Genomic DNA, 17,671 nt, shown 5'->3' on the forward strand with positions numbered 1-17,671 from the left:
TAAATTCTAAAAAATAAATAAAAAACGGTGCTTACATCGCACCGCTTTGAGAGATAACTTGTTCTTTTAACGCGCGTCTTAAAATTTTTCCAGTCGTATTTTTTGGCAACTCTTCTAAAAACTCAATCGAACTTGGCACTTTATATTTCGCTAAATGCTCACTACAATAAGCGATGAGCTGTTGTTCAGTTAGCTGTTTATTTTTGCTTACGACAAAACATTTGACCGCTTCGCCAAAATTCGGATCCGGTACACCGATCACTGCGGCTTCAACGACATCTGGATGACTGTAAAGCACTTCTTCCACTTCGCGCGGATATACGTTATATCCCCCAACAATAATCATATCTTTTTTCCGATCGACAATGTAAAAATACCCTTCTTCGTCCATCTTCGCCAAATCGCCTGTATATAGCCATCCGTCTCGAATCGTATGCGCTGTTTCTTCGGGCATTTTATAATATCCTTTCATGACGTTCGGACCGCGCACGACGAGTTCCCCTACTTCCCCAACAGGCACTTCTTCCCCTAATTCATTGACAATTTTATTTTCAACGTTCATAATGCTTGTCCCGATCGAGCCCGGTTTACGCGGACGATCGAGTGGATTAAAACATGTTACCGGTGATGCTTCCGATAAACCGTACCCTTCGGAAACGATTACTTGAAATTTTTTCTCGAAATTTTTTAACAACGCAACCGGCATCGATGCACCGCCTGAAATACATAGACGAATGTGTGCGAAATCTTCGGCCTTGCCTTCTGGATATTGATATAAAAAGTTATACATCGTCGGCACACCTGCAAAAACAGTTGCCTTTTGTCCACGTGCTACTTTAAATACTTCTGCCGGACTAAATTTAGGAAGAATAAGCACCGTTCCACCGTTCATGAGAGGAGCATTGAGCGCAACCGTTAAACAAAACACATGAAACATCGGCAACGTCGCAATGACGCGATCATCTTCGTTTATTTTTAAGTAATCTGCGACATCTTGAGCGTTGCTGTATAAATTTTTATGTGTCAACATCGCTCCTTTCGGTTTTCCAGTCGTCCCTGATGTATATAAAATAACCGCCACATCATCGTCGTCAAGAACTGGACCAACAAACGGAACATCACCTATCGCAAGTACGTTTGTAAACGATTTCATTTTTTCCGGCACGACAATGCCATGTTCTTTTCCTTGTGGTGTTTCACAAATAATAATGTGCTCAACATTTGGCAGGCGCCCATCAAGCTTCATCAGCGTCGGAATGACAACATCAAGCGCAATGACAACTTTGACATCGCCGTTTGTTAAAATGTAATGAATTTCATCAGGCGTGTAGATTGGGTTAATTGGAATCACTGTCGCCCCTGTGCGCATCGCACCGTACAGACTGACGATAAAATACGGTGAATTGCCTAATAAAAGTGCCACATGATCCCCTTTGTTTACCCCGAGCTTTGCTAGCCCGCTCGCAAACTTCATGATCGCACCGTTCAATTCACCGTACGTTGCAGACGTCTGCTCAAACACATACGCCTCCTTTTCCGGCTTTTGCGATGCAATTTGCTGTAACCGTGAAACTAAATTCATCTTCCCCACCCCTTTAGTGAATGAACGATCATTCATTTTAAAATTAAAAAAATTCTAAATGTATTATATTTTAAAAAATAACAACAGGCAAGCGGGACAGCGTTGAAACTCTCAAAAATTACTATGATAAAATAGCCTCAATTCATCTCAATTAACACTGCTCGCTGTACCGGAGGGCAGTATGTTGCCGCAACATTTGTTTCATACAAATAATATTTTTTTCCATCTACCAATAACGTGTTCACATCGATCATTTCGCACTGCTTTCCTTCGCTTTTTAAATGTTTTACAACTGCATGCATGAAGCTACTTTTATCAAAATACCTTTCATTTAATTCAATAACGATTTTACGTTTTGTATAAAAAAAATGACGAAACATTTCCATCTCTCCCTTTATCGTTGTTGTTTTGCGAAAAATAGCGCCATCAAACCGATCAAAAGAAACAACCATCCTCTAATCATTTCCAAGGTGTCATAGTAAAAAAAAGATTTTATTATCACAATAAAACCATATATGAAAAATGATACCCCAAGAAATAGAAAATACAAAAATCTTGTCTTATTCGTCATAGACCACCATCCTCTGTCTCATTCATATTTTACCATAAAATAAAAAAAGGGGATCTCCCCTCAAAACGATAGTGAGCGCATTTGGCTATCTGTTGCCCGCAACAATTCTCCCCATGTTTGATAACCGCGCATGCGAAATTGTTCTAATAGCTCAACAAATAAATACGCGGTCGTGAGCGCATCACCGATGGCGGAATGTCGGTCGTACATGCGCGTGCCGAACGCTTGGGCATAGCGCTCTAAATCACGCATATCATATGACGGTGCAATAAAACCAATTAAATCGAGCGTATCAATAAACGTCGGCTTGCGAAATTTTATTTTTTCACGGCGCAATTCGTGCTTCATAACAAATAAGTCAAACGAAATGTAGTGACCGACAAAACATACACTTTGCTTTTGTTCAACAAACTGGAAAAATTGTTGCAACGCCTCAATAGCCGTCGGAGCGTCTTGTACTTTTTCGCTTGTAATATTCGTCAACTCGACGATAACGGATGGAATGTCGCGATTTGGGTTGACGTACGTATGAAACGTTTCGTCTTCAAGCACGGTCGTCCCTTTTACTTGCACCGCACCAATTTCAATTAATCGATCTACTGTTGCCACATTAAATCCCGTCGTCTCTGTATCAAAAACCGTAAAAACGATGTCATCAATCGGTGTTGATAACGGGATGTTATCGTTTAGTTTATAATCCATCGCCTTTCGTAAAAAAAACATCATCATCCCCCTCAAAAATGAGAAAATAATTGTGCCTGTAGTTGCTTTAACGTTTTTAAACTTAAAATCAGTTCATCTTTTTCACGCGTTGTCATCGTTGTAAACGATAAGACAGACGATGATTGTTTATTCGCTTTATAATGATTCCATTTGTGGCGAATGTAAATAGATAACACGTTTTCCGCCGCTTTTTGCACATCTTTCGCAAACGATGGCGATAACACTTGCTTCTCTTTTAGCTTTTCGATCCGTTCAAATGGTGTACCAGATACAATCCCATGAATGAGCCCTAAAATTTGCACGCTATGGTGGTAAGGAAATAGCACTTCTTTTTTCATATCAATCGTTTTCCGTTCAAGTCCAAAAATCGAGCGAATCGGGCGATCAAGCGTTGGAATTTCATTTTGTCTTTCCATCTCAACAAGACGAAAAAAGAAAATTTTTGCACGGTTTAACTGCTCGCGAATTTGTTGTTCAAACGTACGGTGCAAATCGATGTCCCCATATACAAATCGATATGAAAAAAAGTTTTGTGCTAACAACAAATTGTCGTTTGTCGCGTGAACCATCCATTCACGCAATCGGTCTCTCCACGTCTCTAGCGAACCGCGCCACGCTTCTTCACTCGCCATCATTTTCCCTTTGCATCGCTCATATCCCGCTCTCTCCATAAAATGAACGATCACCTCACCAAGTTTCGCAAAATACGAAACATGCTCATCGCTTTCATACACAAGAAAATGGTCTTGATCGGTAAGTAAAAACTGCTCTCTCCGTCCACTTGATCCCATTTGGTAAAAGGCGAAACGACACGGAGGATTTCCCACTTCGTTTAGCGCTAACGCCATGCAACGTAGGACGAGCCGATCGTATAGTTTCGTAATCATATTTAAACATTGGGCAATCGGTACTTGATCGCGCAACATCGTCGCCAACAACTCATAAATTGCTGTTTTCATCTTTGGTAACGTTTGATCATCTGCATGATCAATTTGTTGAATCGTACGCATCATACTTGCATTTTTCTTCCGCATTAAATCGGAAAACGTAACAATTCCTTGTACTTTTTTGCCATCTACAACAGGTAAATGTTTTACTCCACGCTCAATCATCATCGCAAGCGCATCGTAATAATACGCAAATCGTGAAATGGTTGCGACGTCTTTCGTCATGACTCGTTCAATCACTGTATCATACGGAAGTGATTGCCCTAGCACACGCTCGACAAGATCCGTTTCCGTTAAAATCCCACACAACTTTTGTTCATCTGTCACGACGATCGAACTAATATGAGTGGCCGCCATTTTTTTTGCTGCTTCTTGTACAGTTGCGCTTGGCGGAAGGGTCACAACTTCGCGAATCATTAAATCTTGCACAGGAACAACAAACGATGTAGAGTCCCCAAATTTACGTGCTTGCTTAATTTGTTCTGCAAGCGACACATACACATCTTTTAAACGAACGCATGCTTGTGCAAGCAAATAGTCATGCACATTCGGATCGTCCCATAGCCGCGATAAAACAGAAAAAGGAATGACTAACACTTCACATCGTTCCGCTGCCCTCACCGCGACAAGTTCTTCTTTTCCTTCTCCTTTTGACACACCTAAAAAATCGGCTAAACTTGAAAAACCGATCAGCCCCCCTTTTTGTACAACTTCAAGCACTTCATCATACCCTTCGTGCTCGACGTACACTTCCGCCACCCCATCAAGCAACAACACAAGCCCTTTACGTTTCTCGTTTTTTCCTAAAATCGTATCGTCTTTTTCAAACGTTTTTCGTTCACATTGAACGATGAGTCGTTCAATTTCTTTTTGTGATAAACCACTAAATAATGGATGCACTCTATATCCCCTCCCTTATAAAAACGGCATCTGTATCACACAGATGCCGAACGTATTATCTCATCCACACTTGACCGTCTTTATATGTCATTTGCTCTGGATAACGAAGGTCATATACTTCTTCTTGTACAGATTGTGAAGGCTCTTTTGTCATTAATGAAACAACGACATTCGCCAACATCGCAGCAACAGCACCGAATATGCCTGCTCCTGTGTCAACAATCCCTGCAACGGAGAACCCACCATACTTCGCCGCTAAAATGTAGCCTAGCGAGACGACAAGTCCAACAAGCATGCCCGCAATCGCTCCAGCTGCATTTGAACGCTTCCACCATACGCCAAGTACAAGTGCTGGGAAAAATGTACTTGCTGCGATGGCAAACGCCCATGCAACAATTTGTGTAATGACGCCCGGTGGGTTTAATGCTACTAAACCAGCTAACACCGTCGCAGCAACGATTGAAATGCGCGCAACGAGCAAACGGTTTTGCTCTGATGCATTTGGACGTAAAATACGATAGTAAATATCATGAGCAAACGATGACGAAATAGCAATCATTAAGCCACCTGCCGTCGATAACGCTGCTGCCATCGCACCGGCTGCCACTAAACCGATGACGAATACACCAAGATTTGCGATTTCTGGAGTCGCCATAACGACGATATCATTGCTAATGACCATTTCTTGCCATTGTAAAATACCGTCACTATTTGCATCCGCAATTTGCAATTTTCCTGTGTTAATCCATTTTTCTGTCCAAGCTGGCAATTCGCTAATTTTTTGACCGACAACATTTTTAATTAAAATAAAGCGTGAAAACGCAGCATACGCAGGTGCTGATAAATAAAGTAAACCGATAAATAAAAGCGCCCATGCACCTGACCAACGTGCCGCTTTCATCGTTGATACGGTATAAAAACGAACGATGACGTGCGGAAGACCAGCTGTACCAGCCATTAATGTAAACATAAGTGCAAGAAACTGCCATTTACTACCTTTCAAAAACGGATCGGTGTATTGTGAAATCCCTAACTGTTGATCAAGTTGTTGAAACTCACCAACAATTTTCCCGTAAGAAAGCCACGGAATAGGATTTCCAGTCAATTGAAGCGACATGAAAACGACCGGAATTAAGTAAGCGATAATTAAGATGATGTACTGCGCGACTTGCGTCCATGTGATTCCTTTCATGCCACCAAACGCAGCATAAAACGCAATTAACACAACTCCGATCATCGTGCCGACTTTTGCATCCACTTCAAGCAAACGCCCGATAACAACGCCTGAACCAGAAAGCTGACCGATCGAATAAACAAATGAAATAATAATTGTACAAAGAGCAGCAATCATGCGAGCAGAATGGCTTTCAAAACGGTCGCCAATAAACTCTGGTACTGTGTAACGCCCGTACTTCCGTAGTTGTGGAGCAAGTAAAAATGTCAACAATAAGTATCCACCTGTCCACCCCATAATGTATGCAAGACCGTCGTATCCTAACAACATAATCGTACCGGCCATACCGATAAATGACGCTGCGCTCATCCAATCCGCTGCGATCGCCATTCCATTTGAAAACGGAGAAATACCTCGACCTGCGACATAGAAATCAGACGTTTCTTTCGCCTTATTGTAAATTGCAATCCCAATATATAATGCAAATGACGCAATAATAATGGATAAAGACACGAGAAATTGTGTATCCATGATGCTCCCCCTTCCCCTTTGTTCTCTTAATGATCAAGCGCTTTTCCAGCGCTTAATTGTTCGTTTTTCTCTTCGCTGATACCGTATTTTTTATCAATGCTGTCGCTCACTTTTGCGTTAATAAACAACAAAACAATGAACGTGACTACTGCACCTTGTGCCCCCATAAAATAATGAAACGGAAAACCGTTAAATGTCATGTTTTTAAACGACTCCGCGAACATGACAACACCAAATGAAACAATAAACCAAATAATCAAGAAAATAGCAATCAACCGCACACGTTCACGGAAGTATGAATCAGCTACTTTTTTATCAATTTGTTTCAAACAAACACACCCCCAAGTTAAAAATAAATTTGACCGTTTCTAAAAATGGTGCTGGGAACGTTATGACTTCAAACAAAAAGTAAGCGAAGACTGACAAGAATGGAATGAGTAAAAAGAAAGGTTTTTGCTTACGAAAAGCAACGTACAAGCTCACGATTGTAATCCCTAAGATGAGGTAAAACGCAATCAAACAAATACCCCCTTCAACTTGTAAGCGTTATCATTTTCTTTTAACACCCACCTCCTAACACGTGTTACTAAATTTTAAGAAAATTCTAACACAACCATATTATCTCTACTTTTCAATCTATCGTCAAGCACCTGTTCAAAAAATTTTCAAAAATTTTATTCTGTATTATAACAAAAGGGCAGCGATTCGCTACCCTTCCCATGTCCATCTTGTTTTTGCTAATTGCACATCGCCGTGGAAAACTCTTTTCGCTTCGCTGACAAGCTGTTCGATGTTTCCGAAATGAGGCAAGTGCGTCAGTAACAACGTTTCAACGCCAGCATCACGAGCAATTGTTGCCGCTTCTTCGCTCGTCATATGACCTGCTTGTTTGGCGTTTTGTCCTGCGTAAAAATTGCATTCACAAATGAGCAAATGCGCCTGTTTCGCAAAAGAAACAAACTGCGGTAAATAGCTTGAATCGGCTGTATACACAACTGTTTTTCCTCCTGCTTCTATGCGCATCGCATAACAAATCGCCGGATGTTCCGTTTGCATAAACGAAATCGTAAATGGACCGATGTGAATCGTCTCATTCGGATCATATGCCACCGCTTTTGTTACTCCTTTATGCGCAAGGCGTGCGAATCCATCGCGATCGAGCGAATGGCCGTAAATAGAAAGTTCCGGCAAATCTATACCTAAATTTTTCTTAATCAGCCGCGCATATTGAAGCGGACCAATGTCTGCCACGTGATCGTGATGGTAATGCGATACGATGACCGCATCAATTTGTTCAATATCAATGACGTTTTGGAGCTGGGCTAACGCTCCGCTTCCGCAGTCGACCAACAAGCGAAACCCATCGTGTTCAAATAAATAACATGACGTCGCTTCATTTTTTTTCGGAAATGCTCCCCAATAGCCGATCACTGTCACTTTCATATGTATTCACCTTCCTCACAAAAATGTGTACAACTACACAATACCAAATTTCTGAACGAATTTCACATATGTAAATGTTATAAAACAACTATTGACAAAGGATAATCTGTTATAATACAATAAAGTTAACAAAAACGAAGGGGATGGGGAATAATGTTAGAAAAAATGTCTGAATTTTATAAAAAGTTACCACCAAAAACATGTTGTGAATGTGGAAAAGAAATGGAAGAACAACATGAATGCTACGGAAACATTTGTGTTCAATGTTTAAACGTCACTTGTTAAAGTAAAAAGCAGCCGTGCAGGCTGCTTTTTACTTTAACTTATATACGCGCGCTTCGTACGGCTTGAGCACGATCGTGTCAATCGATTCATTTTCATCGACCGCATAGTTGCTAATGAGCAATTGTTTTTCCGTAAACGTGATGTGTGCTGGCAATATAAATGTCGGTTGCTCGCTACTAAAGTTTGTGATGACAAGCAACTGTTCATCGTTGAACTTGCGCACATATGCATAAATTTGTTCATCATCTTCAAGCAGTAACTCGTATGAACCGTACACAATAATCGGATGCTCTTTTCGAAGGCGAATGAGCTTTTTATAATAATGGAACACCGAGTTTTCATCTTTCATCGCTTGCTCGACGTTAATGTCGCAGTAATTTGGATTGACGTCGATCCATGGGGTGCCTGTTGTAAATCCTGCATGTTTTGTCGCATCCCATTGCATCGGCGTACGTGCATTGTCGCGACCGCGATAATGAATCGCTTTTAATATTTTATCTGGGTCATATCCTTTGTTTACTACAACATCGTTCCATAAATTAATCGTTTCGACATCGCGATAATATTCAATCGATGGAAAGGCAACGTTCGTCATGCCGATTTCTTGACCTTGATAAATGTATGGCGTTCCTTGCATCATATGTAGCCATGTGGCTAACATTTTTGCGCTTTCCACACGATACATTTTGTCGTCACCAAAACGGGAAACAGACCGTGGTTGATCGTGATTTTCTAAATAAAGCGAGTTCCACCCTTTTCCATGCAACTCGACTTGCCATTTGCTCATAATTTTTTTCAAATCGGTCAACTTCCACGGCTGGATGTCCCATTTTCCAAGCGAGCTACCTGGCTTTGTATCAACATCCATATGCTCGAATTGAAACAACATGTTCATGACGCCGTCTTGCTCGTTCGTAAACCGAATCGCATCGTCTGTCGTGACCATCGGTGTTTCTCCGACCGTCATAATGTCATATTTGCTTAATACTTTTTCTTTCATTTCACGCAAATAGTCCATTAATTTTGGTCCGTTGACAAAATATTGCCCACCCCATTGATAACGGTCGTCAAGATTTGTCACCGGAGCATCTGGCAATCCTTCCACTTTCGACAATAAATTAATCACGTCCATGCGAAATCCATCAATGCCACGGTCTAACCACCATGTCATCATGTTAAAAATTTCTTCGCGGACCTTTTCATTTTCCCAGTTTAAATCTGGTTGTTTTTTCGAAAATAAATGTAAATAATATTCTCCAGTCGCTTCGTCGTACTGCCATGCTGAACCGCTGAAAAACGATTGCCAGTTGTTTGGCTCTTTTCCGTCTTTTCCTGGACGCCAAATGTAATAGTCGCGGTACGGATTATCTTTTGACTTGCGCGATTCGATAAACCAATGATGTTCATCAGACGTATGATTGACGACTAAATCCATCACTAACTTCATGCCGCGTGCGTGCATTTGGTGAAGAAGTTCGTCCCAGTCAGCGAGCGTCCCAAATTCGTCCATAATGTCTTGATAGTCACTAATGTCATAACCGTTATCGTCGTTTGGTGACTTATATACAGGCGATAACCAAACGACATCAACGCCAAGTTCTTGTAAATAATCTAATTTTTCGATAATACCTCTTAAATCGCCAATCCCATCCCCGTTCGAATCTTTAAAACTGCGCGGATAAATTTGATATACAACCGCTTCTTTCCACCATTGTTTCGTTTTTGGAATCGATTCCATTTTCTTTTCCCCTCTCCGCTATTCTTTCACTGAACCAGACGTTAAACCAGACACAATGCGACGTTGGAATAATAATACCATAATGACGAGCGGGATGGTGACGATAACGGTCGCAGCTGAAATCTCCCCCCATGGAATCGTATATTGTCCTTGGAACATCGCAATACCAACTGGCACCGTTTTATAATTTTCCGCTGTATTAATGGTTAAAGCGAATAAAAATTCGTTCCATGCTGCAATAAAAACAAGAATGGATGTCGTAAAAATACCCGGTACGGCTAATGGCAAAATGACTTTAAAATACGTTTGAAGCGGTGTTGCCCCGTCCATTTTTGCCGCTTCTTCTAAATCAAACGGAATTTTCCGGAAAAACGTTACTAATAGCCAAATGGAAAGCGGCAATGCAAACGTCGTGTACGGAATAATTAATCCTAAATAACTATTTGTTAATCCAAACTTTTTCACAAACATATAAATTGGTGAAATTGTTGCGATTTGTGGAAACATCGATACCGATAACACAATGCCGAGAATAACTGACTTTCCTTTAAAATCTAAACGGGCAATCGCATATGCTGCAAACGCTGCTACAAATACGGTATATACCGTTGTAATTGTTGCGATGACTGTACTGTTCCATAAATATTTTAAAAACGGATAATTGACAAAAACGGAAACGTAACTTTTTAACGTCGGATGGCTCGTGAACCAGTTAAACGCTTCCTCACCAAACAATTCACTTAACGGCTTAATCGAGCTCAATAAAATCCATAAAAATGGAAACATGACTAAAAAAACAAAAACAAATAAAAACACATAAAACAATGGACCGGCTTTCTTTTGCATCGTTGCACCTCCTATTTTCGGTCAGAAATGAGGTCAGCACCTAAAAACTTAATGTAAATTGTCGAAATGATCGCTACGCAAATAAAGACGATCACCGCTAACGCTGAACCGCCACCGAAGTTTGTTTGCGAGAACATGACTTTATACGCTAAAATCGAGATCGTTTCTGTCGAGTTCGCTGGTCCGCCGCCTGTTAAAACGAAAATTAAGTCAAATACACGAAACGCATCAAGCGTACGGAACAAGAGCGCAACGAGAATGCTTGATTTTAAAAGTGGTAACGTAATTTTGACAAACTGCTGCCACTTTGTTGCACCGTCAATCGATGCCGCTTCATATAGTGAGCTTGGGATCGTTTGCAATCCCGCAAGTAACAATAACGCCATGTACGGAGTTGTTTTCCATACGTCTGAGAAAATAACGGCAAACATCGCTCCTACACCTGTCGTTAGTAGCTCACTCATATTATTGATGATGCCAATGTCCGCAAAATATTTTGCGACAATGCCATTTTGTCCGTCATATAAAAACTTCCACATTAATGCAGATACTGCTGTCGGAATCGCCCATGGAATCAAAATGGTTGCCCGTACAAGTCCTCGGCCAAAAAATGCTTTATTAATCAATAAGGCAATCGCTAAGCCAAGCACTAATTCAATCGATACCGAAATGACTGTAAACACCGTCGTATTCCAAAGTGCTTTCCATAAACGAGCATCGGTAAAGTAGTTTTTATAATGTGCAAGCCCAACAAAGTTCGGTTCAATGATTGCTCCGCTCAATCCGTTCGCAAGCCCTGTTAATTTATCACCTTGCTTCAATTGTCCGTTTTCATTTAACGTTTTTAACGTTTGTTTAGCATCTTGCATCGTCTTCGTTAAATCTTGTGCCGCCTGTTCATCAATTGAAACAATTTTTATTTCTTCACTCGGCACTTCGAAATTGTTTAAAATTTCGTCTACTTGTTTATATCGTTTCGCGACTTCTTCATCGGCGCGAATTTCCTCATCTACCTGCTGTAGTCGCTCTTGTAATGACGCGAGCTGCTCTTTTTCCTCACCTGTTGCTTGAGCTACTTCTTGCTTTAATGCGTTCATTAAAAACGGATAGCTTTCTAAATATCGTTCTAAGTTTAAACTGTAATCAAGATGGAGAGAAGACTTTGCTGGGTTGTTGAGACGATAGTCAAATAAACTAAAATAAAATGACTGAATAACCGGCCAAATGGCGACAGCTAAAATGAGCAAGAGCGACGGAGCAACAAGAATATAGGCTAAACGGCGCTCCGATTTTTTTTCGTTTTTCACTCGTTGTTCCCCCTTTATGCAAAGGATTTAGCCTTCAGCACTCAAAAGAGGCTGAAGGCTAACGTGTAACTACTGCATGACCGCTTTAATTTCTTTTTCCATGTTGGCAACTGCTTCTTCAACTGTAATTTGTCCTGCAATGGCTTTGGATACGTTAATTTGAATAATTTCAGATACTTCTGGATAGTTTGGCACAACTGGACGTGGTACCGCTGCATTTAATCCATCAACGAAACCTTGTTCTGCAAAGAATGGATTCGCCTTCAATACTTCTTCATCTTTAAATAATGCTGGAAGCGTTGGCGCTAAACCACCATAGATTGCAGAAATTTTTTGACCTTCTGGACCAGTCATAAACTTCACAAATTCCCAAGCTGCCTCTTTATTTTTCGAATATGCGTTAATCGCTGTCATCCATCCACCTAACGCAGCTGCCGAACCTTTATCACCAGCAGGTAGTGGCGCAACGCCTACTTTATCAACAATTTTTGATTGCTCTGGATCGTTCGCTAACGCGTATTGATATGGCCAGTTACGAATAAATGGTGATTGTCCTTCAATAAACGCTGTATGAGACTCTGGCTCTGTAAATGTCGTAATGTTGCTTGGTACAACGTCAGATGTTGCAATTTCAACCATTTTCTTTAATCCTTTAATTGTTTCAGGGCTGTTGACGACAACGTTGTTGTTTTCATCAACGATTTTTCCACCATATGCGGCAATAAATTCAATCGCATTACATACTAATCCTTCGTATTGTTTTGCTTGCATTAAGTATCCGAATTGTGTGCCGCCTTTTCCTTTAAACTCACGTGCTGCCGCTAACAATTCATCCCATGTTTTCGGCACCTTATCTTCTGGCACGATGTCTTTACGATAGAATAATAGTCCTGTGTCAATAAATTTTGGCATCGCCCACTGTTTTCCGTCGAAGTTTCCAGCTGCAAGCGCACCTTGGTTGTATGCACTTAAATCAATGCCATCTTTTTCAATGAAACGATCAAGTGGAAGAACATATCCAGCTTGCGCAAATTCTGCTGGCCAAATCACGTCTAAGTCCATCACATCAATTTCAGATGATTTTGCGTTTAACATTGTCACGTATGCATCGTGTTGCGCCCCTGTGTCTGAAGGCATTTCACGGAATTCGACATCAATGTTTGGATATTTTGCTTCAAACGCTTTCACGATTTCGTCTGTCGCTTTTGTTGCGTCTTTACCACGAGCATAAACGATTTTTACAACTTCTTCAGATTTTTTTGCATCGTCTTTTTTGTCCGTCGTTTCTTTTTTGTCCGTGTCTTGACCGCCAGAACAAGCTGTCAAGCCGAGCGTAAGCGCTAACAATGCAGAAGAAAATTTCGTTGCCTTCTTCATAAAAAAATCCCCCTTTATTGAATAACATGGAATGTATATCAAGCTTCACTTCCATGAAGCTTGTTACCAATTGTTGACGCGCGAACAATCAACTGAAGTGGAAATTCATAAATTTCTTGTACGTCATACTTTTTTGTCTGAATTTTTTCTACGATAATATCCACCGCTTTTTGTGCCATTTGTTTGACTGGCTGATGCACAGTTGTAATCGTTGGGTTTGTTAGCTCAGTAATCGCTTGATTGTCAAAGCCAACTACAGCTAAATCCTCTGGGATGCGATAGCCACATCTTAACGCTTCAGATATAATGCCAGCCGCCACTTCATCGCTTCCGGTAAATACAGCAGTCGGTCTCTCGAAAAGCTCCATCATTTGATGAAACACGCGCTTCCCATCCGCGATGTGAAACGCATCGCGAAACGCGTACCGTTCATCGAATGTCAGTTTGTATTCTGCTAGCGCCTTTTTAAAACCGGTTTCTCGCGATTGTGCGACATTGCTCCGATAGCCGCCAGAACAATAGGCAATTTTCGTATGGCCTTGCTCGAGTAAATGTTTCGTTGCTATGTATCCCCCATATACTTGATCGAGCCGAACGGTTGGAACGTTTGCACAATCGTCAAACTCATTACAAAGGACGATCGGCCCATATTGTAAAAAAGGTTTTAACTTTTTCCATTCATTTTGAATGGAAGCTAAAATCACGCCATCAACTTGTTTTGTTTTTAATAAATTCATATAGTTTAATTCTTTTTCCGGCGAATAGCGCGTTTGACAAATAATAAGTTGATAGCCATGTTCCGCTGCTGCTATTTCCGTCGCTTCTACAAGCTCACTAAAAAATGGATTTGTAATTCGCGGAATAAATAGCGCTAAAATACTTGTTTTTTGATTTCGCAAACTTCTCGCCGATGAATTAGGTACATATCCTAACTTTTCCATCGCTTCAAGCACGAGCTTCCGTTTCTCTTCTGACACGTACGGGTGATTGTTTATGACGCGCGAAATCGTCGTCCGTGAAAGCCCTGTTAGCTTGGCGACATCTTCAATTGTCGCCATTCTCCCATCCCCCTTATTTCAATTGAAAAGAAACGAATGAAATCGTTTTCATATTCATATTATACTTCTATTACCTTGTATATGCAAGTTAATTTTTTAAAAATTTTTTCATAGAAAAAAAGCTCCTGAAGCCTATTACGCTTCAGAAGCTTGTTCCACAATTGTTGTAAATTGGCGACGATGTTGGATCGTAAAATACGTCATCGTTCCCGCCATCATAACAATGATAAACATGAGCAACTTTCCAACGTTTTCCCACATAAATGAGAAATCACCGCTTGAAATGACCGCTTTTAATCCGAAAACAGAATATGTCATTGGAAGCCATGCGTTAAAGTGTTGCAACGCACGTGGAATCAATTCAAGTGGGAACGTTCCGGCACTTGTTGTTAATTGTAAAATTAATACAATGATCCCGATAAATCGTCCCGGATCACCAAAGACCGTAACGAGAAATTGGATGACTGATAAAAAGGCAATGCTTGTCAGCACACTAAATAAAATGAATAACGGGACGCTTTTCACTTGTAAATCAAGACCAAAAAGCAATACGCTATCGGCAAGGAGCGCTTGTAGCACACCTACGCCAATGAGTACACCAAATTTCGCAAAAAACCATTGAAATGGTGAACGTGGCACCCCAGCTGGTTCGCGGAGTGGAAAGACGATCGAAAGTAAAAGCGCACCAACAAACAATCCTAACGACAAGAAATATGGTGTAAATCCTGTTCCGTAGTTTGGTACTTCGTTGATTCTTTCATTTTTTACTTTCACCGGCTCAGCAAACATGTTATATACGTCTTCGTTTGCTTTGACGTCGCTTGCTTTTTCGGCACCTTCATTCAATTTATCTGCTAGTTCTCCCGAGCCGTCGGCAAGCTGATTCATTCCATCTTGTAATTTTTCTGTCCCATTCGTTAGTTCATTCATTCCGCTCGCTAATTGTTGTGCACCATCCGCTAATCGATGCGCACCATCTTGCAGTTGGTCGCCCCCACTCGCAAGAGCTTGCAAACCAGAAGCAAGTGTTTGACCACCATTTGCAAGTTTCGCTGTTCCTTGCTCCGCTTCTCGCATTTTTTCATGTAACGTATTCATGCCCGAAACAAGCTGTTCTTGTCCGTTCACTAACGCATTTGCCCCATCGGCAAGTTGTTGTTGTCCAGCAAGCAGTTCGTTCACGCCGCTATCGAGAGCCATATGCCCTTCATGTAGCTGCTTTGCTCCTTCGCTTAAAGACGTCGCACCTGCTTGTAACGCTTGAGCACCGTCATTTAACTTCGCAACACCTGTTTCTACTTGTTTGCTTCCAAGCGATAATCGTTCAACGTTTTGTTTTAACTGTTCGTATACCGTTTTTTGCACGGGATCTGACGTTTGTGCAATAAGTGCATTAAGTTGTGCAACTAACTGCTCTAACCCACCTGTCACTTGTGTTGCACCTGTTTGAACTTGCGACGCCCCTTGTCGCCACTCGGCAAGCGATGTAGCTAGTTTTTCTGCTCCGCCACTTAATTGTTGTGAACCTTGTAAAAGCTGTGGCATGCGAGCATCGAGTGCTTTCATTCCCTCAAGCACACGATTTGTACCTAAAGCAAGTTTTTCTGTTCCCTCTTTTGCTTGCTGTGCTCCCGCAAGCAATTGTCCTTGCCCATCTACCATGCGCTTCATCCCGTCATGAAGCGTTTGAACACCGTTTTGAACTTGCATTGAACCGTCAGCTGCCTGATGCAAGCCGTTCGTAAATGTAATGGATTTTTCCGCAAGCGTTGCTAAATGATGATACAATTCATCGGAGCCATCTTGCGCTTTTTTCATTCCGTTATATAGCTTATTCGTTCCGTCTTTTGCATCCATCAGTCCGTCATGCAATCGTTTTGCTCCGTCACTCGCCTTTGTTAATCCGTCTGCCAACGTTTTTACGCTCTCAAACATGTTTTCGGCATACGTTTCAGTTAATGTTTTCGCTACCTCTGTTTTAATTCTCTCAACTGCTGTTCCACCGATTTGGGCAGATAAAAAGTTAAACCCTTCATTCGGCTTGTAAATAAGTTGAAGCTTTTTCGGATGATTGTCTTGTAACGTCGTCGCGTTTTTTGAAAAATCTTCTGGAATTTCAATAAGCATATAATACCGTTGTTCTTTTAATCCTTTTTCCCCTTCACGTTGACTTACAAAATGCCAATCAAACTGTTTTTTTTCTTTTAACTTGTCAACGAGATCGTCGCCAATATGAAGTTCTCTTCCTTCAAACGTCGCGCCTTTGTCATGATTGACAACAGCGACAGGCAAATCGTCTAAATGATCGTACGGATCCCAAAACGCCCATAAAAACATGCCGCTATATAAAAGCGGAATAAACAACACAGCGATAATCGGAATAAGCACTTTCCGATTGGACGTGACCGCTTTGATTTCTTGCATCAATAATCGGAATGTATGCATATACTCAACCCCCTTTTTTAAAATATTGACCATTTTGTTCATTTAGTCACTTCACACAAAAAAGAGAAGGATCATCATTGAGATAATCCTTTTAATAAATACAAATCAAACAGTTCGGCCATTTTTTGTTGCGACAATGGCTCATGTTCTTTTTCCCAATCAACGTTTAAAGCAATATACATTTTAAACATTAAAAACGCTGTTAATTCGGGATCACACGAACGAATTTCCCCTTTTGCCATTGCCTCCTCTATTTTTTCACGAACGTAAGCGATCATTTCGCGATCGAGTCGCTTCATCACATCACGTACAGCTGGCGTGCCGATATCACGCACTTCTTGTAATAGCTTGATCGTCAATTCATGTTCTTTGCGAAACGTGAAAATACGTTGCAAAGCACGTTGCACATTTTCTTTAAACGATAAGTGCTGATCAATTGCCTCATCTGCCTCATGCTTAATTTCAGAAATCATCGAAGAAACGATTTCTTCTAACAGTTCTTCTTTGCTTTTGAAAAACGTATAAATTGTCCCTTTACCGACATTCGCCATTTTCGCCACTTGATCCATCGTCGTCGCTTTATAACCAAAAAGCGAAAACGACTTCGTTGCTGCTTCAATAATTTGTTTTCTTTTTTCTGACATAGGCGTTCATCCTTTGTTTTGACTAAATGAACATTTTGGTCATTTCGTTTTACATCTTATCATAATGGACATATGTTTGCAAGAAAAAAAGGTGCCTTAT

Annotated in this window: 16 protein-coding genes; 1 reads left to right on the forward strand and 15 read right to left on the reverse strand. The window is 40.9% G+C overall.

The window, feature by feature from the left end:
• Positions 1 to 31 precede the first annotated feature (31 nt).
• From HNR43_RS01605 to HNR43_RS01640, 8 genes are all read right to left on the reverse strand, one after another.
• A complete protein-coding gene (locus tag HNR43_RS01605; protein ID WP_183240608.1) occupies positions 32 to 1,582 on the reverse strand; it encodes a fatty acid--CoA ligase family protein in 1,551 nt (516 codons plus the stop codon).
• A 137-nt stretch (positions 1,583 to 1,719) separates the two neighbouring features.
• A complete protein-coding gene (locus tag HNR43_RS01610) occupies positions 1,720 to 1,962 on the reverse strand; it encodes a hypothetical protein (RefSeq protein ID WP_246346205.1) in 243 nt (80 codons plus the stop codon).
• A gap of 251 nt (positions 1,963 to 2,213) precedes the next feature.
• Entirely contained in the window at positions 2,214 to 2,876 is a 663-nt protein-coding gene (locus HNR43_RS01615; RefSeq protein ID WP_183240610.1) for a 3'-5' exonuclease, read from the reverse strand.
• 11 nt (positions 2,877 to 2,887) lie between these two features.
• Complete coding sequence (locus HNR43_RS01620) at positions 2,888 to 4,723, reverse strand: DUF294 nucleotidyltransferase-like domain-containing protein (RefSeq protein WP_183240613.1); 1,836 nt, start codon at positions 4,721 to 4,723, stop codon at positions 2,888 to 2,890.
• Positions 4,724 to 4,778: 55 nt separating this feature from the next.
• Positions 4,779 to 6,428, reverse strand: coding sequence for a sodium:solute symporter family protein (locus HNR43_RS01625; protein ID WP_183240615.1), 1,650 nt, complete (start codon positions 6,426 to 6,428; stop codon positions 4,779 to 4,781).
• A gap of 26 nt (positions 6,429 to 6,454) precedes the next feature.
• A complete protein-coding gene (locus HNR43_RS01630) occupies positions 6,455 to 6,757 on the reverse strand; it encodes a DUF4212 domain-containing protein (RefSeq protein ID WP_183240617.1) in 303 nt (100 codons plus the stop codon).
• Positions 6,744 to 6,947, reverse strand: a complete 204-nt coding sequence (locus HNR43_RS01635; protein WP_183240620.1) for a hypothetical protein — start codon at positions 6,945 to 6,947, stop codon at positions 6,744 to 6,746. The genes HNR43_RS01630 and HNR43_RS01635 overlap by 14 nt, the downstream gene beginning before the upstream one ends.
• A 189-nt stretch (positions 6,948 to 7,136) precedes the next feature.
• Positions 7,137 to 7,871 carry an MBL fold metallo-hydrolase gene (locus tag HNR43_RS01640; RefSeq protein ID WP_183240622.1) on the reverse strand — a complete coding sequence of 245 codons (735 nt, stop codon included), beginning with the start codon at positions 7,869 to 7,871 and terminating at the stop codon, positions 7,137 to 7,139.
• Between the two features lie 153 nt (positions 7,872 to 8,024).
• Between HNR43_RS01640 and yhfH the strand changes: the two genes are divergently transcribed.
• Positions 8,025 to 8,156 (forward strand): protein YhfH, encoded by a 132-nt coding sequence (gene yhfH / locus HNR43_RS01645; RefSeq protein WP_069201723.1) that lies wholly within the window; start codon positions 8,025 to 8,027, stop codon positions 8,154 to 8,156.
• Between the two features lie 28 nt (positions 8,157 to 8,184).
• Here the strand turns inward: yhfH and HNR43_RS01650 are convergent, their stop codons facing one another.
• From HNR43_RS01650 to HNR43_RS01680, 7 genes are all read right to left on the reverse strand, one after another.
• Positions 8,185 to 9,894 (reverse strand): glycoside hydrolase family 13 protein, encoded by a 1,710-nt coding sequence (locus HNR43_RS01650; RefSeq protein WP_183240624.1) that lies wholly within the window; start codon positions 9,892 to 9,894, stop codon positions 8,185 to 8,187.
• Between the two features lie 18 nt (positions 9,895 to 9,912).
• Positions 9,913 to 10,740: a carbohydrate ABC transporter permease gene (locus HNR43_RS01655; protein ID WP_055440457.1), complete on the reverse strand. Its 828-nt coding sequence runs from the start codon at positions 10,738 to 10,740 to the stop codon at positions 9,913 to 9,915.
• Positions 10,741 to 10,751: 11 nt separating this feature from the next.
• Positions 10,752 to 12,047: an ABC transporter permease subunit gene (locus tag HNR43_RS01660; RefSeq protein WP_183240627.1), complete on the reverse strand. Its 1,296-nt coding sequence runs from the start codon at positions 12,045 to 12,047 to the stop codon at positions 10,752 to 10,754.
• Between the two features lie 69 nt (positions 12,048 to 12,116).
• Positions 12,117 to 13,424, reverse strand: a complete 1,308-nt coding sequence (locus HNR43_RS01665) for an ABC transporter substrate-binding protein (RefSeq protein WP_183240629.1) — start codon at positions 13,422 to 13,424, stop codon at positions 12,117 to 12,119.
• A 38-nt stretch (positions 13,425 to 13,462) separates the two neighbouring features.
• The gene (locus HNR43_RS01670) at positions 13,463 to 14,482 is read right to left on the reverse strand and encodes a LacI family DNA-binding transcriptional regulator (RefSeq protein WP_183240632.1); all 1,020 of its coding nucleotides are present in this window, start codon (positions 14,480 to 14,482) and stop codon (positions 13,463 to 13,465) included.
• A gap of 135 nt (positions 14,483 to 14,617) precedes the next feature.
• Complete coding sequence (locus HNR43_RS01675; protein WP_183240634.1) at positions 14,618 to 16,927, reverse strand: YhgE/Pip domain-containing protein; 2,310 nt, start codon at positions 16,925 to 16,927, stop codon at positions 14,618 to 14,620.
• A 74-nt stretch (positions 16,928 to 17,001) separates the two neighbouring features.
• Positions 17,002 to 17,571, reverse strand: a complete 570-nt coding sequence (locus HNR43_RS01680) for a TetR/AcrR family transcriptional regulator (RefSeq protein WP_183240636.1) — start codon at positions 17,569 to 17,571, stop codon at positions 17,002 to 17,004.
• Between the last annotated feature and the right edge of the window lie 100 nt (positions 17,572 to 17,671).

The organism is Anoxybacillus mongoliensis (genome assembly GCF_014201515.1).
GTDB classification, from domain to species: Bacteria; Bacillota; Bacilli; order Bacillales; family Anoxybacillaceae; genus Anoxybacillus; species Anoxybacillus mongoliensis.

Excerpts from the sequence above, each read along its gene's own strand:
- HNR43_RS01605 (WP_183240608.1), bottom strand. The coding sequence starts at position 1,582 with ATGAATTTAGTTTCACGGTTACAGCAAATTGCATCGCAAAAGCCGGAA.
- HNR43_RS01610 (WP_246346205.1), bottom strand. The coding sequence starts at position 1,962 with ATGTTTCGTCATTTTTTTTATACAAAACGTAAAATCGTTATTGAATTA.
- HNR43_RS01615 (WP_183240610.1), bottom strand. The coding sequence starts at position 2,876 with ATGTTTTTTTTACGAAAGGCGATGGATTATAAACTAAACGATAACATC.
- HNR43_RS01625 (WP_183240615.1), bottom strand. The coding sequence starts at position 6,428 with ATGGATACACAATTTCTCGTGTCTTTATCCATTATTATTGCGTCATTT.
- HNR43_RS01640 (WP_183240622.1), bottom strand. The coding sequence starts at position 7,871 with ATGAAAGTGACAGTGATCGGCTATTGGGGAGCATTTCCGAAAAAAAAT.
- yhfH (WP_069201723.1), top strand. The coding sequence starts at position 8,025 with ATGTTAGAAAAAATGTCTGAATTTTATAAAAAGTTACCACCAAAAACA.
- HNR43_RS01650 (WP_183240624.1), bottom strand. The coding sequence starts at position 9,894 with ATGGAATCGATTCCAAAAACGAAACAATGGTGGAAAGAAGCGGTTGTA.
- HNR43_RS01655 (WP_055440457.1), bottom strand. The coding sequence starts at position 10,740 with ATGCAAAAGAAAGCCGGTCCATTGTTTTATGTGTTTTTATTTGTTTTT.
- HNR43_RS01665 (WP_183240629.1), bottom strand. The coding sequence starts at position 13,424 with ATGAAGAAGGCAACGAAATTTTCTTCTGCATTGTTAGCGCTTACGCTC.
- HNR43_RS01670 (WP_183240632.1), bottom strand. The coding sequence starts at position 14,482 with ATGGCGACAATTGAAGATGTCGCCAAGCTAACAGGGCTTTCACGGACG.
- HNR43_RS01675 (WP_183240634.1), bottom strand. The coding sequence starts at position 16,927 with ATGCATACATTCCGATTATTGATGCAAGAAATCAAAGCGGTCACGTCC.
- HNR43_RS01680 (WP_183240636.1), bottom strand. The coding sequence starts at position 17,571 with ATGTCAGAAAAAAGAAAACAAATTATTGAAGCAGCAACGAAGTCGTTT.